General features: G+C 61.9%; 19 protein-coding genes and 2 pseudogenes. 10 read left to right on the forward strand and 11 right to left on the reverse strand.

Annotated elements, in window-relative coordinates; all coding sequences use genetic code 11:
• Window positions 1-79: 79 nt before the first annotated feature.
• Window positions 80-1,576, forward strand: a complete 1,497-nt coding sequence (locus tag M5B99_RS09715) for an ATP-binding protein (protein WP_248803827.1) — start codon at window positions 80-82, stop codon at window positions 1,574-1,576.
• Here the strand turns inward: M5B99_RS09715 and M5B99_RS09720 are convergent.
• A complete protein-coding gene (locus tag M5B99_RS09720; protein ID WP_248803828.1) occupies window positions 1,523-4,324 on the reverse strand; it encodes an ATP-binding protein in 2,802 nt (933 codons plus the stop codon). The two genes, M5B99_RS09715 and M5B99_RS09720, sit on opposite strands and share 54 nt — an antisense overlap.
• 328 nt (window positions 4,325-4,652) lie before the next feature.
• Between M5B99_RS09720 and M5B99_RS09725 the strand changes: the two genes are divergently transcribed.
• Entirely contained in the window at window positions 4,653-5,222 is a 570-nt protein-coding gene (locus tag M5B99_RS09725) for a flavodoxin family protein (RefSeq protein WP_248803829.1), read from the forward strand.
• A 78-nt stretch (window positions 5,223-5,300) separates the two neighbouring features.
• On the opposite strand, the gene M5B99_RS09730 is transcribed toward M5B99_RS09725, so the two are convergent.
• Complete coding sequence (locus M5B99_RS09730) at window positions 5,301-5,774, reverse strand: helix-turn-helix domain-containing protein (protein WP_248803830.1); 474 nt, start codon at window positions 5,772-5,774, stop codon at window positions 5,301-5,303.
• 267 nt (window positions 5,775-6,041) lie between these two features.
• Between M5B99_RS09730 and M5B99_RS09735 the strand changes: the two genes are divergently transcribed.
• Window positions 6,042-6,965 carry a LysR substrate-binding domain-containing protein gene (locus M5B99_RS09735; protein ID WP_248803831.1) on the forward strand — a complete coding sequence of 308 codons (924 nt, stop codon included), beginning with the start codon at window positions 6,042-6,044 and terminating at the stop codon, window positions 6,963-6,965.
• Window positions 6,966-7,087: 122 nt separating this feature from the next.
• A complete protein-coding gene (locus M5B99_RS09740) occupies window positions 7,088-8,002 on the forward strand; it encodes a LysR family transcriptional regulator (protein ID WP_248803832.1) in 915 nt (304 codons plus the stop codon).
• A 55-nt stretch (window positions 8,003-8,057) separates the two neighbouring features.
• Here the strand turns inward: M5B99_RS09740 and M5B99_RS09745 are convergent, their stop codons facing one another.
• The 3 genes from M5B99_RS09745 to pnuC form a co-directional block, all read right to left on the reverse strand.
• Window positions 8,058-8,543 carry a Spy/CpxP family protein refolding chaperone gene (locus tag M5B99_RS09745; RefSeq protein WP_248803833.1) on the reverse strand — a complete coding sequence of 162 codons (486 nt, stop codon included), beginning with the start codon at window positions 8,541-8,543 and terminating at the stop codon, window positions 8,058-8,060.
• Between the two features lie 397 nt (window positions 8,544-8,940).
• A complete protein-coding gene (locus tag M5B99_RS09750) occupies window positions 8,941-10,539 on the reverse strand; it encodes a lactate dehydrogenase (RefSeq protein ID WP_248803834.1) in 1,599 nt (532 codons plus the stop codon).
• Between the two features lie 173 nt (window positions 10,540-10,712).
• Complete coding sequence (gene pnuC / locus M5B99_RS09755; protein ID WP_248803835.1) at window positions 10,713-11,306, reverse strand: nicotinamide riboside transporter PnuC; 594 nt, start codon at window positions 11,304-11,306, stop codon at window positions 10,713-10,715.
• Between the two features lie 383 nt (window positions 11,307-11,689).
• Here pnuC and M5B99_RS09760 point away from each other — a divergent pair, with 383 nt between their 5' ends.
• Together M5B99_RS09760 and M5B99_RS09765 are read left to right on the forward strand one after the other, a co-directional pair.
• Window positions 11,690-12,499 carry a class I SAM-dependent methyltransferase gene (locus tag M5B99_RS09760; protein WP_248803836.1) on the forward strand — a complete coding sequence of 270 codons (810 nt, stop codon included), beginning with the start codon at window positions 11,690-11,692 and terminating at the stop codon, window positions 12,497-12,499.
• A 60-nt stretch (window positions 12,500-12,559) separates the two neighbouring features.
• Window positions 12,560-12,778 (forward strand): hypothetical protein, encoded by a 219-nt coding sequence (locus M5B99_RS09765; protein ID WP_248803837.1) that lies wholly within the window; start codon window positions 12,560-12,562, stop codon window positions 12,776-12,778.
• Here M5B99_RS09765 and M5B99_RS09770 read toward each other — a convergent pair.
• Window positions 12,775-13,998: pseudogene (locus M5B99_RS09770) on the reverse strand (MFS transporter). The gene M5B99_RS09765 and the pseudogene M5B99_RS09770 overlap by 4 nt on opposite strands.
• Before the next feature lie 101 nt (window positions 13,999-14,099).
• On the opposite strand from M5B99_RS09770, the gene M5B99_RS09775 reads away from it, so the two are divergent.
• Window positions 14,100-15,071: a LysR family transcriptional regulator gene (locus M5B99_RS09775; protein WP_248803838.1), complete on the forward strand. Its 972-nt coding sequence runs from the start codon at window positions 14,100-14,102 to the stop codon at window positions 15,069-15,071.
• 19 nt (window positions 15,072-15,090) lie between these two features.
• Here the strand turns inward: M5B99_RS09775 and M5B99_RS09780 are convergent.
• Together M5B99_RS09780 and M5B99_RS09785 are read right to left on the reverse strand one after the other, a co-directional pair.
• Window positions 15,091-15,270: pseudogene (locus M5B99_RS09780) on the reverse strand (peptidase); the annotation flags it as partial.
• A gap of 5 nt (window positions 15,271-15,275) precedes the next feature.
• On the reverse strand, window positions 15,276-15,848 hold the full coding sequence (locus tag M5B99_RS09785; protein WP_248803839.1) for a LuxR C-terminal-related transcriptional regulator: 573 nt from the start codon (window positions 15,846-15,848) through the stop codon (window positions 15,276-15,278).
• A 149-nt stretch (window positions 15,849-15,997) separates the two neighbouring features.
• Here M5B99_RS09785 and M5B99_RS09790 point away from each other — a divergent pair, with 149 nt between their 5' ends.
• The 3 genes from M5B99_RS09790 to M5B99_RS09800 are packed head-to-tail and all read left to right on the forward strand — an operon-like array spanning window position 15,998 to window position 20,096.
• Window positions 15,998-17,176 carry an acetyl-CoA acetyltransferase gene (locus M5B99_RS09790; protein ID WP_248803840.1) on the forward strand — a complete coding sequence of 393 codons (1,179 nt, stop codon included), beginning with the start codon at window positions 15,998-16,000 and terminating at the stop codon, window positions 17,174-17,176.
• A 2-nt stretch (window positions 17,177-17,178) separates the two neighbouring features.
• Complete coding sequence (locus M5B99_RS09795; protein ID WP_248803841.1) at window positions 17,179-18,720, forward strand: class I adenylate-forming enzyme family protein; 1,542 nt, start codon at window positions 17,179-17,181, stop codon at window positions 18,718-18,720.
• 41 nt (window positions 18,721-18,761) lie between these two features.
• Complete coding sequence (locus tag M5B99_RS09800; protein ID WP_248803842.1) at window positions 18,762-20,096, forward strand: MFS transporter; 1,335 nt, start codon at window positions 18,762-18,764, stop codon at window positions 20,094-20,096.
• 182 nt (window positions 20,097-20,278) lie between these two features.
• Here M5B99_RS09800 and M5B99_RS09805 read toward each other — a convergent pair whose 3' ends face one another.
• From M5B99_RS09805 to M5B99_RS09815, 3 genes are read right to left on the reverse strand one after another with little or no spacing between them, the layout of a single operon-like run.
• Window positions 20,279-20,488, reverse strand: coding sequence for a hypothetical protein (locus tag M5B99_RS09805; protein ID WP_248803860.1), 210 nt, complete (start codon window positions 20,486-20,488; stop codon window positions 20,279-20,281).
• Window positions 20,489-20,499: 11 nt separating this feature from the next.
• The gene (locus tag M5B99_RS09810) at window positions 20,500-21,918 is read right to left on the reverse strand and encodes an efflux transporter outer membrane subunit (RefSeq protein ID WP_248803843.1); all 1,419 of its coding nucleotides are present in this window, start codon (window positions 21,916-21,918) and stop codon (window positions 20,500-20,502) included.
• A complete protein-coding gene (locus M5B99_RS09815; RefSeq protein ID WP_248803844.1) occupies window positions 21,918-22,745 on the reverse strand; it encodes a helix-turn-helix transcriptional regulator in 828 nt (275 codons plus the stop codon). Before M5B99_RS09815 ends, M5B99_RS09810 begins: the two co-directional genes overlap by 1 nt.
• Window positions 22,746-23,008: the final 263 nt, after the last annotated feature.

The following is a 23,008-nucleotide window of genomic DNA, read 5'->3' on the forward strand; positions in this document are numbered from 1 at the left end:
GTGCGGGAGCCTGGGTGAACGCGCGCAACGGAGCATGCAGTACTTTGGGCCGAACCAGGTTTTCAGCACATAAGCGTGCATGAACAGCCTCAGAGATTTAAACAGCGATGGGCCGCTGCGCTTCGGCCCCTATGTACTCCACCCGCGGCAAAGGTTGATTCTGGACGGCGACCGGCCGCTGCGCATGGGCGGGCGGGCGTTGGATATTTTGCAGGTGCTGGTCGAGCGCGCTGGCAACGTGGTCGGCAAGGATGAGTTGATTGCGCTTGTCTGGCCGACCTCGGTGGTCGAGGAAATCAATCTGCGCGTTCACATCGCCGCCCTGCGTCGGGCTCTCGCTGATGGCCAGGAGGGGCGACGCTACATCGTCAACATCCCCCAGCGCGGTTACGTGTTCATCGCCCCGGTGCAGAGGATTGCGCAAGGTGCAACGGTCTCGATCGACACCTTGCACAAGCGCCAGCACAACCTGCCTGCGCGGCTGACTGCCGTCACCGGTCGAGACTCGATGGTCGACAGTGTGGTCCGGCAGTTGCCCGTTCACCGTTTCATGACCCTGGTTGGCCCAGCCGGCATTGGCAAGACCACCGTGGCGTTGCGTGTGGCTGAATTGCTGCTACAGCACTACCGTGACGGTGTCTGGATGATTGATCTGGCGGCAATCGATGATCCCGCGCGGATCATCGGCTATCTGGCTCACACCCTTGAGTTGGAGCGCGGTGTGGACACCCTTGTGTCATGGCACGCCTTGCTGGTGTTCGATAATTGCGAGCACTTGCTCGAAGGCTGTCGGACAGTCGTCGAGGCATTGCGGGTTGCGGCGCCACGGTTGTCGATCCTGATCACCAGCCGCGAACCGCTGCGGGCACTGGCTGAAACAGTGCTGCGCGTGCCGCCTCTGGCCGTTCCGACCGCGTCGGCGTTGCACAGTGTGGATGAAGTCATGGGCTATTCGGCAGTGCAGCTGTTTGTCAGCCGGGTCCGGGCCCGTCAACCAGCCTTTGCCTTGCGCGAGCGGGACCTCGAAACCATGCGCGAAATCTGCCGTCGACTCGATGGTTTGCCCTTGGCCATCGAGCTGGCGGCGGCGCAGATCGATGCGCTGGCACTGGTGGGAGTGCAAGCCCAGTTGGGCAACTGTTTGCAGCTGCTGACTCAAGGCCGACGCACCGCCGTGGCGCGGCATCAGACCCTCAAGTCCGCCTTGGACTGGAGCTATCAGCGGCTCAGCCCACTGGAGCAAACCGTGTTACAGGGGCTGGCGGTGTTCAAAATGGCCTTTACCCTGGAGGCTGCCGTCGGCGCCATCAGTTGCGTGGTACTGCGACCCGCCAGCCTGGTGGAAGTGGTGGAACGATTGGCGCGTAAATCGCTGCTGTCGGTGGAGCAGGGCAATGGCATGACACGTTACCGGCTGCTCAACACCACCCGCGCTTTCGCTCTGGATAAGCTGGAACACAGTGGATTGCTGCGGGCCTTTGAAATGCGCTATGCCCGCTACGTCAGCCCGGCCCGCTGGACGTCAGGCGTTCCTGTGTCGCTGCAACTCGTCGAGCAACTGGCGGACTTTGGATAGGTCCGGTGTGGCAAAGCCTTCGGTGAAACGCGCGTAGATCGGTGCGAGCAGGTCATGTGCTTGCTGGAAGTGGCCCTGGCGCTGCCAAAGTTGTGCCAGTGAGGTGGCACTGCGCAACTCCCAGGCCAGGGCGCCCTGGGCTTTTGCCACGGCCAGCGCCTTGAGCAGAACCGTCTCGGCCGCGCTCGCGCTGTTTGCGGTCAGCAGTCGATTGGCCCTGGCCCGAAGGATTTCCGCCGTACTCCAGCCGGCCATGCCGGTTTCGGCCCGCTCCAGCAAGGCATCATCGACGTAGCCAGTGTCCAGCGTCACCATGATGTCCTTGATCAGCCCGCTGCCGGCCGGCGGCGACGCGTACTCCGCGGCACCATCGATCACCTGGGCATAGCGCCGGGCCCAGGTGTAGAACAGCAGCACCGAGTGCTTCTGTGCTTGCTCCAGCAGCAGGCGCAAGAGTTCACGGGCGGTCCCGGTGTCGCCGTTGTAGTGGGCGATCAGGCAGCCGGACAACGCCAGGGTGTAGCAGATGGAGGTGCCGTGGTTGATCTGGATCGCGATATCCAGGGCCTGGCGAGCCGTGTGCCAGGCTTTTTCCGGATGGCCTTGCAGCCATAGGATCCGCGCCAGGATCGTCAGGGCGGCGACGCTCTGGTCGTACTGCACGCCAAAGCCGCGGGTGAAACGATTGAGGTGGCCGCTCTGGGCCATGCGCTGGATGACTTGCTCGGCATTCTCCCGCGCTTGTGGCTGATCCCCGGCAAAGTGCAGGGCCAGCACCCGCAAGCGATGTGTGCTGAGGGACATCGCGGCGGCGCCGTTGTCGAGCAGGCCCAATCGGTCGAACTGCTGGCTTTGCTCCAGGGCCAGTTGGTAGTTACCGCAACTGAGATTGACCGCCATATGCCCGGATACCGCGCGGAGCTGACCGGCCACATCGGCACAGCGTTCGGCCAGGGCCCGGGCGCTCACGAAGGCCTCGATCGTTTCGGCGGTGCCGCCCTGGGCGTGGTAGCAGGAACTGCCGAGGGCGAGCTTGAGGGCCATGGTCAAGCGAGGGCAGGGTTGCGCAGCGTCTTCCAGTCGGGCCAGAGCCTTGCGTACATACCCGCCGTGTTCCTTGAGTAGCGACAGTTCCTGCCACAGCGGCGTCGAGGCGGCTGTCAACCGGATCGCCAACAAAGGCGGGCCGTCACCCTTCAAGCCCCAGTCGAGCGCGGCGCGGATGTCTTCCAGGCCTCGGGCGTAACGTTCGATCCATAGCTCGGACGGGGTCAGCTCCCAGTCGTCTTGAGCCTGGTGCATCAAGGCCAGGCAACGTTCGGCGTGACGTTCGCGGATCTCTGCCAGCTCGGTGACCTGGTCGAGCTTTTCCAGGGCGTAGCTGCGGGTGGTGTCCAGCAGGCGATAAAACACCTCCTCGTCGCCGACTTCCACGTTCAGCAAGGACTTGGCCACCAGTTGGGTGATCGAGGTAAAAACCAGCTCGGGGGCGATGTGTTCGCCGACGATCACCGCCGCCGCCGACGCCAGGGTGAATCCTCCCCGGAAGATGCCCAGCCGGCGCAGACAGGCCTGCTCGCAGGCATTGAGCAGCTCGAAGCTCCAGTCCAGCGTGGCACGCAAGGTCTGATGGCGGCCCAGTGTCATAGGGGAACCCTGGGTCAGCAGGCGAAAACTGCCCTGTAGTTGCGTCAGCAATCCCTCAAGCCCCAGGTTGGCCACCTGCGCCGCCGCCAGCTCGATCGCCAAGGGAATACCGTCCAGGCGCCGGCAGACTTCAATCGCCAAGGGCAGCTCGTGGTCGGCCAATTCAAAACTGTCGTGGCTGGCCATCGCCCGTTCGACGAACAATTGCAAAGCCGAAAAGCCCAAGGCCTGAGTGCGGTTGAGCACGGCGATGGGCGGTGGGCAGTCCAGCGACTCCAGACGTTGTACGAATTCGCCTTCGGCCCGCAGGCTCTCGCGGCTGGTGGCCAGGATATGCACCTGTGGCGCCGCACGCAGGATGCTTTCGCAGAGCAACGCGATGGCATCAACCAGGTGTTCGCAGTTGTCGATGACCAGCAGCATCTGCCGCTCGCGCAGGCACGTTGCCAGGCAGTTCATCGGCTCGCCGTCATGCAGCGCCAGGTCCAGTAGCGTTGCCAGATGAGCGGTGATCATCCGGGGATCATGGATCGGGGCCAGGTCCAACAGTCGGATGCCGTCACGGTAGTGACCGATCAGTTGTTCGGCAACGCGCAGCGCCACGGTGGTCTTGCCGATGCCGCCTGGGCCGACCAGGGTGATGAAGCGCTGGCCGGGCAGTTGTGTCACGACACTGTCCAGCAGGGCGTGACGTCCGATCATACGGGTGCGGCGCACGGGCAGGTTATGGCCCACCGGCTGCTCCGAGGCGCTCCTGGGGCTTTGCTCGATGGCCTCGAGAGAGAAGGGTGCGACAAAACTGTAGCCACGCTGGGCGACCGTGATGATGTAGCGCTGGCCGGCCTGGCCGTCGCCGAGGGCTTTGCGCAGTGCGGCCATGTGCACGCGCAAATTGGTGTCTTCGACGACACTTCTGGGCCAGACTCGGGCGATCAATTGCTGTTTGCTGACCACATTCCCGGCGTGTTCCAGCAGGATCAACAGAATGTCCATGGCGCGCCGCCCCAGGCGCAGGGGCTGATCGCCCTCCATGACCAGGCGTTGACCGGGGTAGATCCGGTAGGGACCGAAATGCACGGCCTGTTCGGGGGAAAGGGTCAACGGGTCACTCCTGCTCGCCTCTGTCACGCGGTATTCGGGCATGTTCCGTAGATTTTTTGCTCAGCGCAACGCACTGGCCGAACGACTATCCGTGTGCGCAACCGCCCCGGTGTCTTGCGCCGCGTGCGCAAGCGCCGTGTTTGCGGGGGGGCGGCACCGACAGAGAGGGGCGCGGGATATTTTGGTACCGCATTGAAAATTAACAACGTTTAACTCGCCCCGCATCCGGTCTACGCCCAAAAATCCAATCCTTCAAGTCCATCAACCGAAGGCAATGCTTTTCGTGCTTCGTGTCGCAAAAGGATGAACACTTCTGGAGGATGCCGGAATGAGCAATGTGGTGGTGGTCTATCACAGTGGCTACGGCCATACCCGGGCCATGGCCGAGGCCGTGGCCCGGGGGGTCGAACGGCACCTGGGCAGTGTCTGCCGTCTGATTCCGGTCGAGGAAGTGGACGAGCGCTGGGAATGCCTGCACCAGGCCGATGCAATCATTTTTGGTGCCCCGACCTATATGGGCAGCGCCTCGGCGGCCTTCAAAGGATTCATGGAATCCACCGCCTCGTTCTACCTGGCCCAACCCTGGCGAGACAAACTCGCCGCCGGCTTCACCAATTCCGGCAGCCTGTGTGGCGACAAACTCAACACCTTGCTGCAGATGGCCGTCTTCGCCGCGCAGCATTCGATGATCTGGGTCGGTCTCGATCTGCTGCCGGCACGTTCCGGCATTGGTGTGTTCGATGGGCAGCTGAATCGTCTTGGCAGCTCCCTGGGGGCCATGGCCCAGTCGAACGTCGATCTGCCTCCCGACCACGCCCCGCCTCCCGAAGATCGCAACACCGCCGCGCACCTGGGGGAGCGGGTTGCGCGCCTGGCCGAACGGCTGGGCCATCCATAGAGCGCTTGAGACGGCATCAAGGCATTCTCGGAAACCGACTTCAGCGAAGACCTGAAGACGTGGCGCATTCATTGATCGCTACTGAGTTTGAGGTTGATCGGTGCCGAATCCTTGCTGAGCGTTGTGTCGCGCCCTGGTGTTGCTGAGGCCTGGAGTGGTACGCATTATCCGACAACGCCAGGCAAACGGATTGATGCCTTCGCTGCGGGTAAACATGTGGCAGAAGTGCGCTTGGTCGCAGAACCCGCATTCCAGGCTGATTTGCGTCAGCGTCAGGTCGGTCTCCTGGATCAGTTGCTTGGCCCGGGCGATGCGCTGGCAACGAATCCAGTCCTGCGGCGACAGGCCGGTGCTGCACTTGAAGGCTCTGGAGAAATGACTGCGGGACAGGGCGCAAGCCCTAGCGAGTTCGGTCACCTCCAGCGTCTCACTCAGGCCGTCGAGGATCAATTTCTTGACCAGGTTTTCCCGCCAGGGGGAGAGACCACCCAGGGTGGTTTTTCGCGCTTCAGTCACTGATGCGCGGACGGTGTTGGGCTGAACGTAGGCCATCACATATATCCGTGTCGGTGGGGATGCGCTGGCGCACTGCACGCGGAGTCAGCAGCTTCCCGCTTTGGAAAACAGGTCTGCACAGAGGGCTTCATTCTTGGTCGCGGGGGACTGGCGGGCGAGTTAAACGTTGTTAATTCCTTCGCCCGGCGAGGGCAAGAAACAACGGCAAGTCAGCACGCCGCTGCAATTGCGGCGGCGCGTTCAAGTGCAACATTGGAGGCCTATAACGGTCCTTCGCGACCGCTTTGCTCATGGGAGTGTGTGATGAACCGTAGCGATCTGCGCCGTGTCGACATGAACCTGCTGGTGATTTTCGAGGCCCTGATGTTCGAAAAGAACCTGACCCGGGTGGCGGAAAAACTGTTCATGGGGCAACCGGCTGTGAGCGCGGCGTTGGGACGCCTGCGGGATTTGTTCGACGACCCGCTGCTGTTGCGCAATGGCCGCGGGATGGAGCCGACGGCGCGAGCATTGGCGATTCTCAAGGAGCTGCAACCGGCGATGGACACCATCTCGGGAGCCGTCAGCCGGGCCAAGGCCTTTGATCCGGCGACGAGCTGCGAGGTGTTTCGCATCGGCCTCTCGGACGATGCCGAGTTTGGCCTGTTTCCACCATTGTTGAGTCAGCTGCAGTTGGAGGCGCCGGGGATCGTGGTGGTGGTGCGTCGGGCCAATTACCTGTTGATGCCGGCCTTGCTGGCGTCCGGGGAAATCTCCGTGGGCGTCAGTTACACCACCGAACTGCCGGCCAATGCCAAGCGCAGGAAGCTGCGCGATATCGCCTGCAAGGTGTTGCGCGGTGACAATCGCCCCGATGCGCTGACGCTCGATGAGTACTGTCGGCGGCCCCACGCCATGGTGTCGTTTTCCGGCGACCTGAGCGGCAACATCGATCTTGACCTGGCCAAGGTCGGCCGCACCCGGCGCGTTGTCTTGGGAGTTCCGCAATTCAGTGGTTTACGGGCGATGCTCGCCGGCACCGAAATGATCGCCACCGTGCCCGACTATGCGGCTTGCGCGTTGGTCGAAGGCTGCTCCTTGAGAGCTGAAGAACCACCGTTTCCCATCGAAGCGGCGCAGTTGTCGATGGCCTGGAGCGGCGTGCACGACAACGACCCGGCCGAACGCTGGCTGCGTTCGCGGATCAGTCAGTACATGTCGGAACCCTTGAACATCACAAGCGCATAGGACGCCGTTGCGCCGACGCCGATTTCGTCCGGACAGCAAACGCGCCATGGACATCGATTGATCAGCTGCCAGAAAGGAGAAAAGCCGCTATAACGTGGTTGACTGTCAACCAGGGCGTGACAATGAACCCGTTCGAAGATATGCGTATTTTTTGCCAGGTCATGGACTCCGGCAGTTTCACCGCCGCGGCGGATCAATTGGGCCTGTCCAAGCAGTTTGTCAGCCGGCGTCTGATGCAACTGGAGGAGCGCCTGGGCGTGCGCCTGATCAATCGCTCGACCCGGCGGCTGGACATGACACCCCTGGGGCAGAGTTATTACGAGTCGGCTGTGCGTCTGCTCGGCGAAATCGAGCAAGTGGAACAGGGCATCGCCGGCCAGACAATCGAGCCCCGTGGCACTATTCGCTTGAGCGCTCCGCTGTCGTTTGCCATGGCGCATTTGGGCGAGGTATTGCCGGCGTTTTTGCGGCGTTATCGAGACGTCACGGTTGAAGTCGATCTCAGCGACCGACCGGTAGATTTGCTCGGTGAGGGTTACGACCTGGCCTTGCGGATTGGAGTGCTGGAAGACTCGACGCTGATTGCCCGGCGTATCGGTTCCATCCAGCGGGTCTATTGCGCCAGTCCCGCTTACCTGGCCGAGCGCGGCACTCCGGCCAGACCCGAGGATTTGCGGGGGCATGATTGCCTGCCTTACGGCCACATCCGCCAGGTGCAGTGGCGTTTCGAAGGGCAGGGCAAGCCATTGATCGTCAATGTCACGGGAAGGATGCGGGTCAACAATGGTGAGTTGCTCAAGGACGCGGCCATCGCCGGCATGGGCATTACCTATTTGCCGACCTTCATTGTCGCCTCGGCGTTGCAGGATGGGCGGCTGGTATCGGTGCTGGATGAGTTCTGCCCTGAACCGTTGGCGTTATCAGCGGTTTATCCGCAGCATCGCCAGGGCTCTCGGCCGGTACGGGCGCTGATCGAGTTCTTGCGTGAACGACTGGATTGCAGTGTTACCCCCGGTCCAGACGCACGGCACACTTGAGTGCGCCCCCGGAACCGCTGGACGGCTCTGTTCGCCAAGGCACGCGCAGCACCCATCAATGAAACCTGTCCGCGACTTCGCGCCGCTCCCCGCGCTCACTGCGAAACAGTTTATCGGCGGTCTTTTTCTGATCGGCGGAAAGCGTGCCGTACAGCGCGCTGAATGAAGTGGCAAGCTTATGCAGATTGTCCGCGTGCATCTGGGCCAGCCTGGCATAGGACTGCATTGCCTCATCGGCATTCAACGAAGGCTGCTTCTGCGCCCGCTCCAGATAGGCCTTGTCGATGACATGCGCATTGTCACGCATGGTTTTCGCATAGGCCTCCCACTGGACGGACTGCTTGTCGGTGATCTTCAGTTTGGCGTGCAGTTCGTTGATCCGCTTTTCCACCAGGTCTTCGTATTTTTTGGCGTGACGGGCGGCCACCTGCGAGACGGCGTCAGAGCTGCTTGCCGCCATCGTCTGTGTCGAGAAAGAAGCGCTGAGGGCGGCCAGCATCAACACGGCGGGCATGCCCGCTTTGAATGCGAAGTTTTTCATATTCGTCTATCCGGATTAAGGGGCGGCATCTATATCTGCAACCTTACCACTAAGCGCGGCAGCGAACCGACGAACTGCCGTTGGCATGTCATCGTTCTTTACCCGGCATTCAGGGATTTTGCTGTGCCAATGACACTTGCCCATGGCAATCAGAGCAGCCGCTAATCCGTTGCACTGGAGAACGATCAAATGAAACGCACAACCCTATGGATCCTGGTACTTTCCGGCGCCCTTCTGTTGGGGGGCTGTTGGCCGTATTGGCATGATGGCGGGCACGGTGGCGGGCATGAACATGGCCGCTACTACGACCACGAGCGAGGCGGAAGTCAGGAATATCGCAGCTAGGTCCACGGCAACGGGGCGGGTAAAGCCCGCCCTGTTGCCCTTGTAGCCGGGGTCAGCTGTTGATTTTTTTCGGGTATGAATCAAGCAGTACCTTGTCTTGGAGGCCGGCCAGGAGTTCCTTCAAGTGCGCGACGCCCGAGGGCGTCTTGTCCGCCTTCTCCGGGTGCAAGGCCCGTTCCAGCACGTCGAGAAAGCTCTGGGTCTTCGATGTGTTGACGGGAGTGTTTGTCCGCTCCACCAGATGGCCCATCACGTATTTGGAAATCCGGGTGGATTGGCTGGCCGACTGGCTCACCGACGCCCGGGTCAACTCACCCTTTTCATAAGCGATATTGGTTTGGCTGTTGGCGGTGTCGCTGACTTGGTAGAACAGGTAGTTCTGCGAGTCCGCATTGCTGGTCAGCTTCAGCTTCTGGCCCGCGGACAGGGCCTGGTGATAGCTGGCGTTCAGGCTCGATTGCTGGTCCTGCTCAATGGCGCGATTCTGCGGATCACTGCCTTTGAGTCGAGTGGTTTGCGATACGTTATAGGCGAAGGTATCGCGCTCGCTGGGATGCATCGGGTTGCTCGCTTGGCTTGTCTGCGTCATCGACGCGGAGAAGTCCGCCAGGCCGGTCAACAGGTTGCGGTCCAGAGTACTGGGTGCAAGCGGGTCGACGGTTGCCGGCGTAGAGCTCGCTCGAGTGGCGGGATAGTTGCTGTTGAGGGAGGAGAACGCATCCTTGAACATCGACATCAAATCGCGGTCAGCGTGACCCCGCGCGACGGCGGCATCGATCTGCTTGAGGTAGCTCTGCAGCGCCTTGGCCTGTTGATTGGCATTGCCGAGAATGGCCTGGCTCTTCAGGTCCACGGACAGTTGCAGATCACCTGAAGGGCCGCTCATGCTCACCGAGCGTTTCTGGCTGTCGGCGTGGAACTCCAGGGTCTGGACGTTTTTGTCGTCAAGCTTGAGCTTGGTGCTCAGGTCGACCGACGAAAATACCTTCGAGTCGAACTGGGTCAGGGCATCCAACTTCAGTTGAGGCGGCTCGGCGGTCAAACCGTCGATCGCGGATTGGAAGCCGTTGGCCATCTTGGCCAGGGCCGCACTTTCTTGATCCGTGAGCTCGCCGCCTTCCACCTGGGCCTGCACGGCCATTCCACCGTCCTGATTCGCCAGGCTCAAGGTCACGGTTTTGCCGCTGGCGGTCTTGAGGGTCAGGCTGATCGTGCTGTCGGCATTGTTGCTGTGCAGTTTGGCTTGCGCGGCCGCCAGTTCGGCGGCGTTAAGCGGTTTGCTGCCGGGCTGCTGGACAACCGATTGCGAGATATTCTTCCTGCCCTCGGCCAACTGCGACAGCAACGCCGCACCCAGGCCGGCAAGGCGGGCGGAGTTGGAGTTGGAGCTGTTGCTCAGGTTGCCGCCCATCGTGAACGACACCTTGTCCAGCGGGCTGCTTTCCCAGGCGGGTAGCTGCGCGGCGTTGGGCAAGGCTCCACGGGCATTGTAGGTATTGATTTCGACCACATTGCTCTGGCCGAGAATCACGCTGGACGCCGGTGCGGAAACGGCAGCGGTGGTTTCGACGGACGGGACGCCAGCCGGCGGATTACCAACAAGCTGGGAAGGGTTCAGCGTCAAGACATTGATCGACGATATCCCTGTCATGGAACCTCCTGGGGCAAGAGAATTATTCTATGTACAGGAGTGTATCGACGCCGACACAAATATCTTTAAGCTGTCAGTGGCAGGTCAGGGCGCTTTTGTTCAATACGTCAAGCGCCAGTAATCGAAGGCCCCAAGACTCTGTCCCCGGATTTCCATGGCACCATGATGATCGACTAGAGCCCACTCGTCGCAGGTAGGGACTGCAGCTCCTGGTCACTCAGGTCCTGTTGCCAGGCCCGCAGGCCATAGATCGCCAGCACCACGAAGCCGGCGTACAACGCGGCCGTCAGCTGCAGGTCCTTGAACAGGAACAGGCCGACGTAGATCACGTCCAGCACGATCCACAACCACCAGCTGGCGACATACTTGCGCGCCGCCCAGACGCTGGCCACCAGGCTGAAGGCGGTGAGCGAGGCGTCGACCCACGGCACCGCCGCATCGGTAAAGCGGACCATCAGGCCGCCCAGCAGCACCGCGCCCACGGCACCGCCAAGCAAGCCGAGCAGGCCTTCGCGCAAGGACAACCGGGCCACATGGACCTTGCCCTCGCTCAGCCCGCCCTGGCTCCAGCGCCACCAGCCATAACCCTGCAACACGGCGAAGATGCCCTGCAGCAGCGTATCGGAATACAACTTGGCGTCGTAGAAAATCCAGGCGTAGAGCAACACGGCGATGACACCGACCGGCCAGCACCAGCGAATGCGCCGGGCGGTAAGCCAGACGCCGAGAACATTGACCAGGACAGCGATGATTTCAAGTGTGGACATGTGGGGGATTCCTTGACGCCGGCAATGGCGGTGGCTTGACCCGTCACTGGGCGAGAGCTCGGCCTAGTTTGGTGTCGAAGTCGATACTTATCAATGAATTGCCGTACATTCTGGTGGAAGGCGCGCGTGCAGTGGTGGATGCATTGCTTGAGGAGGCGGCCCCGTCCAATCTTCTATCCCCCATAGTGGGCAACAACGATTGCGCGCACCCTGATAGCCGGGAGAAGGGGGAGTCCTGCCGCCTTCCTAGTGTTGGTCAATTGACGTACGCTCTGACGATCTTTCGACTCTGCATTGGACTGGCGACCGTAGTGTACGCACCGGGCTAGACAGCTCGGGCAAGGTTTATTGCAGACGAAGAATCATTCTAAGGGAGCTAGAGCATGTCATCCGCCAAGAGCGTCATTACCAGTAATCGAGACGCCTGGAACGCCTCCGCCGAGCACCACAAAAGCAGCCGCGCCTGGGCGACTCTCCTGGAGTCCGTCGGCATGCCGGACTTTTCATGCCTGGATGCAACCCTGACCGAGCGCTTGCTTGAAGTCGGGATTGCCGGCAAGGACGTTATCCAGCTGGGCTGCAACAACGGCCGCGAATCGCTTTCGTTATTTGCCTTGGGCGCCCGAACTGTCGTGGGCTTGGACCAGGCCTCGGCCTTTCTCGATCAGGCACGCGAGCTGACCGCACGCTCCCCGCATGCACCGACATTCGTCGAATCCGATGTGCATGAGTTGCCGGCCGATCTGCACGAGGGTTTCGACGTCGCCCTGATCACTATTGGCGTCCTGAACTGGATGCCGGACATCAAGGCATTCTTCGTCCACGCGGCGAAGACTCTCAGACCGGGCGGCACGCTGGTGATTTACGAGACCCATCCCTTCCTGGAGATGCTGGACCCTGAATCTACCGATCCGTGGAGAATTTCCAGTTCCTACTTCCAGACCGGCCCAGTCGTTGAAGACAAGGCCATCGTCTACGAAGGCCAAGCCGAGACCAACGGCGTCTGCAGCTACTGGCATCCTCATGGCCTCGGCGAAATCATCACCGGCGCTATCAGTGCCGGTTTGCGCATCAGTCATTTCTCGGAGTACCCGCACTCCAACCGAGAAGAGATCTACGACATCTATGAAGACGGTTATTGGGAGGTGCCGATGTGTTACACCCTGACAGGCATCAAGATGTCGCAAGGATGAAGTAGCCGCTAGGCAAGCATTCGAACAGCAACGCGGCCGCAAGAAAACAAGGATCCGTTCATGATCTTCAATCTCCCGTGCACCGTATTGGCCACCACCCTCGGCCTGGCGCTCGCCTGCGGTTTCACCGCCCCGGCCTGGAGCGCCGGACCCCATAAACAGATCCAGGCCGATGCGCAACGCCCCGCGGATCTATCTGCTGAGCCGCATGATCATGGAGCTGGCCAGGCACTAGGGGTTGACTGGTTCAGGGGGCATCAGTTGACCTGGGCATATTAAAACAGTCTGTCCGGGTGCCGCCGCCCGGCCTTGAACCCATGCTTCCTGGCTGCCGAGGCCACGACCAGGGCAATCAGTAGCAAGACCAACTGCACCCTGGGAAAAGCCGCCGCCCCCAGGGTTTCCAGTAACACCCCCCCGAGCACGCCACTGGCGGCGAACGCGAGGTTGAAGACGGTCACCAGCATCGACTGGGCTGCCTCGGCGCCGTCGCCGGCCGCATCGGCCAGGGCGGTCTGCAGTAGCGTCGGCGCACCGCTGAAGCTCAACCCTCACACGGCGATGCCAATGAAGGTCACGCTGGTCGGCGTGTCGCCGAAACCCAGTATCAGCGAGACCAGGGCAAAAGCCCCCAGGCTGAGCAGGACTAGACCGCGCAACCAGCGATCAACCAGCAGGCCGGTCATCCAGATACCGCCCAGGGCGGCCAGGCCGAATATCAGCAATGCCCAGTCCAGTCGATCAGCCAATCCAATGGCCGCCAGGAACGGTGCGATGTAGGTGTAAAGGGTGTAGTGCGCCATGATCCAGAGCATCACGACCACCAATATCGGACGTACGCCGGGCGTGCCCAGGACCTTGCGCATCGACAGTCGTCGAGCGCTCGCCTGCCCGGGATAATCCGGCACTCTGAGCAGTACCCAGATGATCAGCACCAGGCTGAGGCCGGACAGAACAGCGAAGACGCCACGCCAACCGAACAGGGTGCCGAGCCAGGTGCTCAGCGGCACACCCAACGCCAGCGCCAGCGGTATGCCGAGCATGGCCAGTGCCATGGCGCGGCCCTGCAACTGGGGCGGCACCAGGCGTCGGGCATAACCGGCCAGCAGGCTCCAGGCCAGGCCGGTAGCGACGCCGGCCATGAAGCGCGCCAGCAGTGTCAATGCCAGGTAGGGCGACAACGCGGTCACCGCATTACAGATCAGGAAAGCACCGCCTGCCAGCAGCAGGACCCGCCGACGTCGCCAGCCCGCGAAGGCGATGGTCAGGGGAATCGCCGCCAACCCCGAACCCAGGGCGCACAAGGTCACCAACTGACCGGCCCAGGCCTGTGAGACGCCGAGGCCTTGGGCGATCTGCGGGAGCAGGCCGGCGGGCAGGGTTTCGTTGGCGGTGGCGATAAAACTGGCCAGGGTCAGCGCCAACAGGGCGGTCAGGGGGAGCCGCTCGACAGCGGCCGCAGTGGTCATGCCCGCCGCGCTCTGTTGCTTGCCGGTCATTAGTGTGTGCCTCGATTGCTGAAGGAGAGGCGAGTCTGCTGGCTTTTCCTGAATTTGATAATTGGCGTAATATTTGATGATCTTTCAAATCTGTATTTAAAATGGCTACTGACCGATTGGGTGACATGCGTTTGTTCGTTGAGGCAGCCAGCCTCGGCAGCTTGTCCGTGGCCGGGCGCAAGCACGGGCTTTCGCCGGCGGCCGCGAGTGCGCGGTTGATCAAGTTGGAGACGGCGCTGCGGACCCGACTGTTCGATCGCACCACGCGGCAATTGCGGTTGACCGACGAGGGCCGATTCTACCTGCAACACTGCGCGGTAGCCTTGCGCGCCATTGACGACGCGGAGGCGGGGCTTCAGGCGAGTCAGCAGGGCGTGCGCGGCAAAGTGCGGATTTCGGCGTCCGCCGATTTCGGGCGCAACCTGCTGAACCAATGGCTCGAGATCTTCTGTGCGCGGCATCCGGAACTGAGCATCGCCCTGACACTTTCTGATTCCTTGTCGAACCTGCTGCAAGACGATGTGGATCTGGCGATCCGCTTCGGGCGACCCAGCGACGGTTCGCTGGTGGCCCGGCAGTTGGCACCCAACTGGCGAGTGCTGTGCGCCTCGCCCGACTACCTGGCACGGCAGGGTGAACCCGGCACTCCGGCGCAACTGTCCGGGCATCAATTCATCGTGCTGGTGACTTCGGCGGGACCCTTGAATGAGTTCCACTTTCTGGTGGATCAGCAGGAATGGAGTCATACCGTGCCGTTGGAGCAGGCCTGGGAAACCAACGACAGTGCGCTTGCCCGAGCCTGGGCCCTGGCCGGTCGCGGCATTGCGCGCAAGACCATCTGGGATGCTGCCGCAGACATCCGCGCTGGTACGCTGAAAGCGCTGTTAGCGGATTTCAGCATCTGCGAAGCGGGCGTCTATGCCGTATTGCACGCCAACCGCTATCAGGTGCCCCGGGTGCGTGCGCTGCTGGATTTCCTCGTGGAGCGCTTCAGTCAGGCCTCGGATGAACTGCTGCGCGATCTGCCGGCACCGCGTGCTCAGGTCTGGCCTGATAGCCGCAACGCCCAATGATTCAACTGCCCCCACCTTTGAATATATCCAGCCGGGTCGCGGCGTCGGCGGTTTCGATCTGGTGGATATTCACGTAGCGCGCCAGGTCAATGTCCAGGCTCGACAAGTGCCCCCGTAGCCGTTGCTGGCCCACCGAGTGCTGGCTGAAATACCAGCTCATCGGATGGACCAGGAAACGCGAATGGAGGACCGTGGCCTTTGACCTCAATCGACAAAAATGATCTTCGACACCAGCTCCGCGCTGTTCTTGGCCTGCATCTTTTTCATCAGGCGGGCACGATGGACTTCCACGGTCCGATGGGAAATCGACAGCTTGCGGGCCACTTCCTTGCAGGTCAGCCCGTTGACGATGTGCATCGACACTTCCCGTTCCCGCGGCGTGAGGTCCACCGTGGCGTGATGCGCCCGGTCCAGGCGCTCGAAGTGCCAGACCATCAGCTTGAACGGATCATCCGGGGTCAGGGTATAGCCCTGGGACCTGGCCCAGAACACCTCGCCGTTCTTGTGCTGCATAAAACGCTCATCGGCGTAGGAGCTGCTCTTGCTGCGGCGCAACCAGCCAAGGCTGCGATTGCCGATGGTCTTGTAGTCCGCCTGGGACGGGTAGATCAGCAGGGTCAACTGCCCCAGCAGCTCTTCGCGAGGGTAGCCGAACAATTCCAGGAAGGCTTCGTTGCAATCGAGCATCACGCGATTGCCGGTGATCAATTGCGCTGCGGGCGAGACCATGAAGGCCAGGCGCTGAAGGTCTTTCAGTTGTTGCGTGAAGACGGTCATTGGCATCCTGCCTCAAGGTCTGTCCGATTCTGGCGATTTCCAGCCCCGGGCCGCTACGTACCCAGGTAGGTAATTGTACTAACTGGCGAGCGGTACCTGCGGTGCGCCATTGTAAGCAATGCCTGATCCATGCCAAGAAGAAAATCACCATGATTCATGATTGTGTCTCGATTGTTGCGGCCGGCCACTCGCGATTTGGCCGTCTTGACGGTTCTACCCTGGAAGATCTGATCGTTCAAGTGACCCGCCAGGCACTGACCGACGCCGCGATCTCCGCTTCCGAAATCGATGCGCTGTTCCTCGGGCATTTCAATTCGGGCATGGTTCCGGACGGCTTTGCCAGTTCTCTGCTGCTGCAAGCCGATCCGGGGCTGCGCTTCAAACCCGCCACCCGCTGTGAAAACGCCTGTGCGTCAGGCTCGGCGGCGATCCAGGCGGGGATCAACGCTATTCTCTCGGGCTCCGCCGAATTGGTGCTGGTGGTGGGCGCCGAGAAGATGACCGCCAACTCCACCGCCGAGGTCACCCGGGCCCTGGCCGGTGCCGGGTACCAGAACGACAGCGAGGAGGCCGGCCTGAGTTTTCCGCAACTGTTCGGCCTTGCCGCGCAGCAGTACCGTGAGCGTTACCACTGCCCCATGGCGTCCATGGCCGCCATCGCCGCGAAGAACCACGCCAATGCCATGGCCAACCCCCTGGCGCAGATGCATCGGGTGATGGATTTCGAACACTGCAACAACGTCTCGCAGAGCAATCCCTATGTCGCGCCGTCGCTGCGCCTGACCGATTGTTCGTTGATCAGCGATGGCGCGGCGGCCATTGTGCTGGCTTCGGCCAAGCGTGCCCGGCAGTTCCGCCGTGAGGTGCGGATCCGTTCGACCTTCCAGGTCAATGATCTCCTGCCGATCGCGCGCCGCGACATCCTCGCGTTCGAAGGACCGCAGCGGGCGATCCATGCGGCCCTGCGCAGTGCCAGTGTGACTCTTGGCGACCTCGGTTTTGCCGAAGTCCATGATTGTTTCACCATCGCCGAATTGCTGATCTACGAGGCCATGGGCCTGGCGCCCCGGGGCGAGGGGCATCGGGCTCTGGATGACGGCACCGTGCGCCCCGGCGGACGGTTGCCGGTGAACCTCTCCGGTGGACTCAAAGCCAAGGGCCACCCAGTGGGCGCGACCGGGGTCTCGATGCATGCCCTGGCCTTTCGCCAACTGACCGGCGAGCCCATCGGCCTGGCCGCGGCGAATCCGGAGTTCGGCCTGGTGTTCAATATGGGCGGCATGGCGGTCGCCAATTACGCCTCGGTCCTTCAGGCACGCAGGAGCTGAGCATGAATATCGCCAATTGGCTGAACGATGCCGGCCTGCGTTGCCCGGAGCGTCCGGCCTTGTTCGAAGGGCAGCGGCAAGTCGCCAACTATGCTTCCTTTGTCGCCCTGGTCCGGCACCGGGCGGCGTACCTGGTCAACGAGCAGGGGATTGTTCCCGGCGATCGTGTCGCGCTGTTCATGAAGAACTGCTGTGAATACCTCGAGCTGCTCTACGCCGTCTGGTGGGTCGGCGCCGTGGCGGTACCGATCAACTGCAAGCTGCACCCGGTGGAGGCGGGGTGGATTGTCGAGAACGCCGAGGCCCGGCTGATTTTCACCGATGGCGGCCAGGTGTTCGCGCCGGATACCCCGTTGTCGGGCTGTCGAGAGCTGGATCGCGAGGACATGGGCGAGTTCGCCTCGACCGCTTCGACGCAGTTGCTCACGCCTTGGCCGCGGCAGGCCGATGACCTCGCCTGGCTGTTCTACACCTCCGGCACCACCGGTCGCTCCAAGGGGGTGATGCTCAGCCATGGCAACCTGACGGCGATGTCGTTGTGTTATCCGCTGGATGTCGATCCGGTCAGCGCCGAGGATGCGGTGCTGTATGCGGCGCCGATGTCCCATGGCGCCGGCCTCTACAACTTTATCCATGTGCGCCGCGCCGCACGGCATGTGGTCCCGGAGTCCCGAGGGTTCAGGGCCGACGAGCTGTTCGCATTGGCGAGTGGCTTGGGCAACATCAGCCTGTTCGCGGCCCCGACCATGCTCAAGCGCATGGTCGAGCAGGCCCGCCGGCAGGGTTATGGCGGCGAGGGCATCAAGACCATCGTCTACGGCGGCGCGCCCATGTACCTGGCGGACCTGGAGGATGCCCTCGACACCTTCGGCCCACGGCTGGTGCAGATCTATGGGCAGGGCGAGAGCCCGATGACCATCAGCGCCTTGTCCAGGGAGTTGATCGCCGACCGCCAGCACCCCGACTGGGCCTTGCTGGCCGCGTCCGTGGGACGGGCCCAGTCGTGCGTGGAAATCAGCATCCTCGACCCCGGGCACCTGCCATTGCCGTCCGGGCGGATGGGTGAAATCGCCGTGCGCGGGCCCACTGTCATGCAGGGCTACTGGCGTAACGAGGCGGCGACCCGCCAGACTCTGGTGGAGGGCTGGTTGCTGACCGGTGACGTGGGCTTTGTCGACGATGCCGGCTACCTGACCCTCACCGACCGCTCCAAGGACGTGATCATTTCCGGCGGTTGCAACGTCTATCCGCGGGAAGTCGAGGAAGTGCTGGCGCAACACCCGGGGGTCTTTGAAGTCTGTGTGGTCGGTGAACCGGATGCACAGTGGGGCGAATCGGTGGTAGCGTTCGTGGTCGCGCGCATGGCCGGGACCCTTGACGAGTCGTCGCTCAATACCTGGTTTATCGAGCGCATGGCCTCGTTCAAGAAACCGAAGAAATACGTGTTTCGCAGTGCGTTGCCGAGAAACAGCTACGGCAAGGTCCTCAAGACCGAGTTGCGCCTGTGGTTGAAGGCCGGCGCCGATGGCACCCTTGTTCCCTGAACCCCCCCTTTATGGATAGTCATCAGACAGGAGTCCCTTCTATGGGTATGCAACACACAGACCCGGCCCGGCAACGGCGCCGGGCGTTTATCGGTGCGACTTCGGGCCACCTGATCGAGTGGTATGACTACGGCGTCTACGGCTTTCTCGCGGTATATATCGGCAGGTCGTTCTTCGTTTCCGACGACCCTACCACCAGTCTGCTCGCCAGCTTCGCCGCCTTTGCCCTGAGCTTTTTCATCCGACCGCTGGGCGGGTTGTTCTTCGGTCCGCTGGCGGACAAGATCGGCCGGCGCAAGACCCTGATCACGGTGCTGGTGATGATGGCCGGTTCCACCTGCCTGCTGGGGTTGTTGCCGACCTACGGGACGCTGGGGATCGCCGCGCCGATTCTGCTGGTGCTGATCCGCTGTGTGCAGGGCTTTTCCGCCGGCGGCGAGATCGGCACCATCACCAGTTTCATTTCCGAATACGCCGGCCCCGGACGGCGTGGTTTTGCCACCTGCTGGCTGATGGTCACGGCGGTGCTGGGTCTGTTGCTGGGCGGCGCGGTGGTCAACGGCATGACCTGGACCTTGGGTGCGGAGCTGATGCAGGACTGGGGCTGGCGTATTCCCTTTCTGCTGGCCGCGCCCCTGGGTCTGATCTCGATGTACATCCGCCTGAAGCTGGAAGACAGCCCCGAGTTCCTCGCCTTGCTACAGGCCGGGCAGACCTCGAAGGCGCCGCTGCGGGAAGTCTGGCAGTGGAAACGGGCGATTGCCCTGGTGTTCTTTATCATCACCCTGCACAGCTCGATCTTCTACCTGGTGCTGACCTTTGCCTCGACCTATATGTCGAGCATTCTCAAGTTCGACAGCGGCACGACCCTGCTCTACGTCTTCACCGCCAGCTTCTCGGCGGCCTTTGTCATGCCGTTCGGCGGCGCGTTCACCGACCGCTACGGGCGCAAGCCGTTCCTGTTGGTGGTGGGCACCCTGGCGACCCTGGCGATGTACTGGCTGTTCAAGTCGGCACCGACGGCGACGGCGGCCTCGTTTTTCTGGCCGCTGATGGCGGTGGCTATCCTCTTCGGGCTCTATGCCTCGTCGACCTACGCGCTGATGAGCGAGTTGTTGCCCACGCGTATCCGCTCTACCGGCATCGCGGTGGCGTACAACATTCCGGTGGCGGTATTCGGTGGCAGCGCACCGCTGATTTCCACCTGGCTGATCAAAATGACCGGAGACATTACCTCGCCCTGGTACTTCTATGTCGGCACGGGGGTGGTATCGCTGATCGCGCTGGTGCTGCTGCGTCAGGGGGACTTTGTCGCCAGCACCGGCAGGGTCCGGCAAGCCATGCCGGGCGTGGCAACGCCAATGCCGAGCAGTTAATGAGTATTTGAGAACGCCGCAAACCCCTGTAGGCGCCGGCTTGCTGGCGATGCGGTCTGATAGTCGACATCGTTGTCGCCTGAAAAATCGCTATCGCCAGCAAGCCGGCGCCTACAGGTCGGTGTTTCAACGGGTACTGTCGATTAACCCGGATCAATCGGCTGCGCTGGCAAGGCCTGCATTCAGCCCTGGCTGGCCGGCACCGGCTCCCGGGGTGCGGGGATCAGATCCCGGGCGGAATAGAATCCCTGCACCAGACGGTTCTTGGCCCGGTACTCGCACAGCACCAGCAGGGTGTCGGGGAGATGGGTGGTCGTCGAGCCGTGCTTGACCACCATTATCTTGCCGCCCGAGCGCAGGCGTACATGTGAACCAGGTTCGAATGTGCCCATCTTCAGTGATCTCACAGGGTTTTTGACGTGCGTTCCGTCCAGCCACCGCCCAGTGCCTTGTACAGATTGACCTCGGCGGTCAGTTGCGACAGCCGGTCGGTGATCAGGGTCTGCTGGGAGCTGAACAGCGAGCGCTGGGCATCGAGGAAGGTCAGGCTGTTGTCGACGCCGATGCGATAGCGGCGCTCCGCCAGGCGGTAATATTCCTGGTTGGCCTGCACCAGATCGTTCTGCGCCTTCAGTTGATTCTTGTAGGTCTGGCGTGCCGCCAGGCCGTCGGAGACTTCCTGGAAGGCGGTCTGGATCGATTTCTCATACTGCGAGACGCGGATGTCTTTCTGGATCTTCGAGTAATCCAGGCTCGCCTGCAGGCTGCCGGCGTTGAAAATCGGGATATTGATCTGCGGCTGAAACAGCCAGCCCCCCGAACCGCCCTTGAACAGCCCGGACAGCTCGTTGCTGGAGGTCCCGGCGTTGGCGGTCAGGGTGATGCTCGGGAAGAACGCGGCCCGGGCGGCACCGATGCTGGCATTGGCCGACTGCAATTGATATTCGGCCTGGAGAATGTCCGGGCGCCGTTGCAGCAGGTCCGAAGGCAGGCCCGCCGGCACTTCGGCAAACCAGTCGGCGGCCAATGGGCGGCTCGGCGGGCTGTCGGCCACTGCGGTGCCCACCAGCAGGGTCAGGCTGTTGAGGTCCTGGGCGACCTGGCGCTGGAAGGTCGCCAGGCTGGTCCGCGCGCTTTCCACCGAGGTGCGCGACTGGGCCAGGGCCAGGGCCGAAGCGGTGCCGACGTCGTGACTGCGTTCGGTCAGGCGCAGGCTTTTCTCGTAGGAGGTGAGGGTGTCCTGGGTCAAGGCCAGCAGTTCCTGATCGGCGCGCCAGGTCAGGTAGGCGTTGGCGACACTGGCCACCAGGCTCAACTGGGTGCTGCGCCGGGCTTCTTCGCTGGACAGATAGGTCAGCGACGCCTGGTCGCTGAGGGCACGGATGCGGCCGAACAGGTCCAGTTCGTAGGCACTGATCCCCAGGGTCGCCGAGTAGCTGCCACTGGTCACCGCGCTGCGGGTTTGCGTAATGCTCGCCGGCTGGCGCTGACGGGTGCCGGTGCCATTGGCGCTGACCGCCGGAAACAGGTCGGCACGCTGGATGCGGTATTGCGCCTGGTAGGCCTCGACGTTGAGGGCTGCCACGCGCAAGTCGCGATTGTTCAGCACCGCGCGTTCGATCAATTGTTGCAGCGTCGGGTCGCGAAACAGCTCGCGCCAGCCCATGTCCGCGGCCATCGGCCCGGACAGCGCCGGGGCATAGGCGGGGGTCTGCGGGTACTGCGCGGCGACCGGCGCGACGGGGCGTTGGTAGTCAGGAATCAGCGAGCAGCCGCTCAGGGCAAAGGCGACGGCCAGCCATGGGCACAGGGATTTATTCATTATGCTCCTATCATCCACTTGGCCAACCCATGTCGCCCGCTGACACCCAGCTTGGCCGCGGAACGCTTGAGGTAGGTTTCGATGGAACTGTTCTTGACGCAGAGTCTTTCTGCGATCTCAGGTACCGTGCCGCCAGCCAGCAGCCCCAGGCAGACCTCTTTTTCCCGCACCGAGAGCGTGACCTCGCAAGCATTCAGACGCTCGCTGAACTCGCGTTGCAGTTGCGTCTGTTCCAGGGCAACCAAGCTGCGTGGCGTTGATCCACCCGGGCTTTTTGTGCTGGATTGGCGATGGGCGCGGGCATGTCGCTCCGTCAGGGGCAGCAAGGTCTCGGAGAGGTATTTCAAAAAGGACAGCTCTTGCAGGGAGAAGTCGCGTTCCACCCGCGGGCGGTGCAGCGAGATCACACAGCAACGATTGGCCTTGCGCGAAATCAGGCTGCACTGATGGGACGTGCCGAGGCAGTTATTGTCTTTCTCGTTTTTCATCCGCGCATTCAGGTGGATCAGCAGTGCGTCTTCCACTTCCAGTACGCGCTTGACCAGCGGATGGTCGTTGCGATGCTTGGCATTGGTCGGGCAGACCGCTTGCATCTGCGGGCTCAACTCAGCACCGGCGTAGCCCAGCAGTTGGACGTCGAGCACTGACGCTTGGCTGTCGTCGACGGTCCACTCACTGAGTTCAACCCGGCTGACCGCCACCGAGGCGTTGATCAACTGATGCATGTTGCTCAGAAACGTCTCGTTTCCGACGCTGGAAACCAGTTTTCCCAGTTCCAGGTAAATGTGGGATTTCTCTACATCTTTTGCATTCGTCTGTTGATTCATATGCTGATCCTGCATATCAGAAGTAGCTTGCAATCCTGTCGTCGGGGGGAACGAAATCCTTCCGCCGCCCCCGGGACGCTCAAACCATTTCTAGCCTTGATACCTGGAAGTTCAGGTATCACCTGTGAATCCCTTCACAAAAACGATTCAGTCAGTAGCGATAATTAAGCTCAGTTAAGTAGGAAAAGTCTGTAGTGGAAAACAGGGACATCCTACGCCGCTGAGCCGGCGCTGTTTAGTTGACGCTGGCATTTTTGAGAATG

It is taken from the genome of Pseudomonas sp. MWU13-2100, assembly GCF_023242365.1.
Taxonomy (GTDB): domain Bacteria; phylum Pseudomonadota; class Gammaproteobacteria; order Pseudomonadales; family Pseudomonadaceae; genus Aquipseudomonas.

Bases quoted from the DNA above. Each gene is read 5' to 3' on its own strand.
- M5B99_RS09795 (WP_248803841.1), top strand. From the start codon at position 17,179: ATGAATATCGCCAATTGGCTGAACGATGCCGGCCTGCGTTGCCCGGAG.
- M5B99_RS09750 (WP_248803834.1), bottom strand. From the start codon at position 10,539: ATGACAGGGATATCGTCGATCAATGTCTTGACGCTGAACCCTTCCCAG.
- M5B99_RS09815 (WP_248803844.1), bottom strand. From the start codon at position 22,745: ATGAATCAACAGACGAATGCAAAAGATGTAGAGAAATCCCACATTTAC.
- M5B99_RS09745 (WP_248803833.1), bottom strand. From the start codon at position 8,543: ATGAAAAACTTCGCATTCAAAGCGGGCATGCCCGCCGTGTTGATGCTG.
- pnuC (WP_248803835.1), bottom strand. From the start codon at position 11,306: ATGTCCACACTTGAAATCATCGCTGTCCTGGTCAATGTTCTCGGCGTC.
- M5B99_RS09725 (WP_248803829.1), top strand. From the start codon at position 4,653: ATGAGCAATGTGGTGGTGGTCTATCACAGTGGCTACGGCCATACCCGG.
- M5B99_RS09785 (WP_248803839.1), bottom strand. From the start codon at position 15,848: ATGACCGTCTTCACGCAACAACTGAAAGACCTTCAGCGCCTGGCCTTC.
- M5B99_RS09800 (WP_248803842.1), top strand. From the start codon at position 18,762: ATGGGTATGCAACACACAGACCCGGCCCGGCAACGGCGCCGGGCGTTT.
- M5B99_RS09810 (WP_248803843.1), bottom strand. From the start codon at position 21,918: ATGAATAAATCCCTGTGCCCATGGCTGGCCGTCGCCTTTGCCCTGAGC.
- M5B99_RS09760 (WP_248803836.1), top strand. From the start codon at position 11,690: ATGTCATCCGCCAAGAGCGTCATTACCAGTAATCGAGACGCCTGGAAC.
- M5B99_RS09735 (WP_248803831.1), top strand. From the start codon at position 6,042: ATGAACCGTAGCGATCTGCGCCGTGTCGACATGAACCTGCTGGTGATT.
- M5B99_RS09775 (WP_248803838.1), top strand. From the start codon at position 14,100: ATGGCTACTGACCGATTGGGTGACATGCGTTTGTTCGTTGAGGCAGCC.
- M5B99_RS09740 (WP_248803832.1), top strand. From the start codon at position 7,088: ATGAACCCGTTCGAAGATATGCGTATTTTTTGCCAGGTCATGGACTCC.
- M5B99_RS09730 (WP_248803830.1), bottom strand. From the start codon at position 5,774: ATGGCCTACGTTCAGCCCAACACCGTCCGCGCATCAGTGACTGAAGCG.
- M5B99_RS09715 (WP_248803827.1), top strand. From the start codon at position 80: ATGAACAGCCTCAGAGATTTAAACAGCGATGGGCCGCTGCGCTTCGGC.
- M5B99_RS09805 (WP_248803860.1), bottom strand. From the start codon at position 20,488: ATGGGCACATTCGAACCTGGTTCACATGTACGCCTGCGCTCGGGCGGC.
- M5B99_RS09790 (WP_248803840.1), top strand. From the start codon at position 15,998: ATGATTCATGATTGTGTCTCGATTGTTGCGGCCGGCCACTCGCGATTT.
- M5B99_RS09765 (WP_248803837.1), top strand. From the start codon at position 12,560: ATGATCTTCAATCTCCCGTGCACCGTATTGGCCACCACCCTCGGCCTG.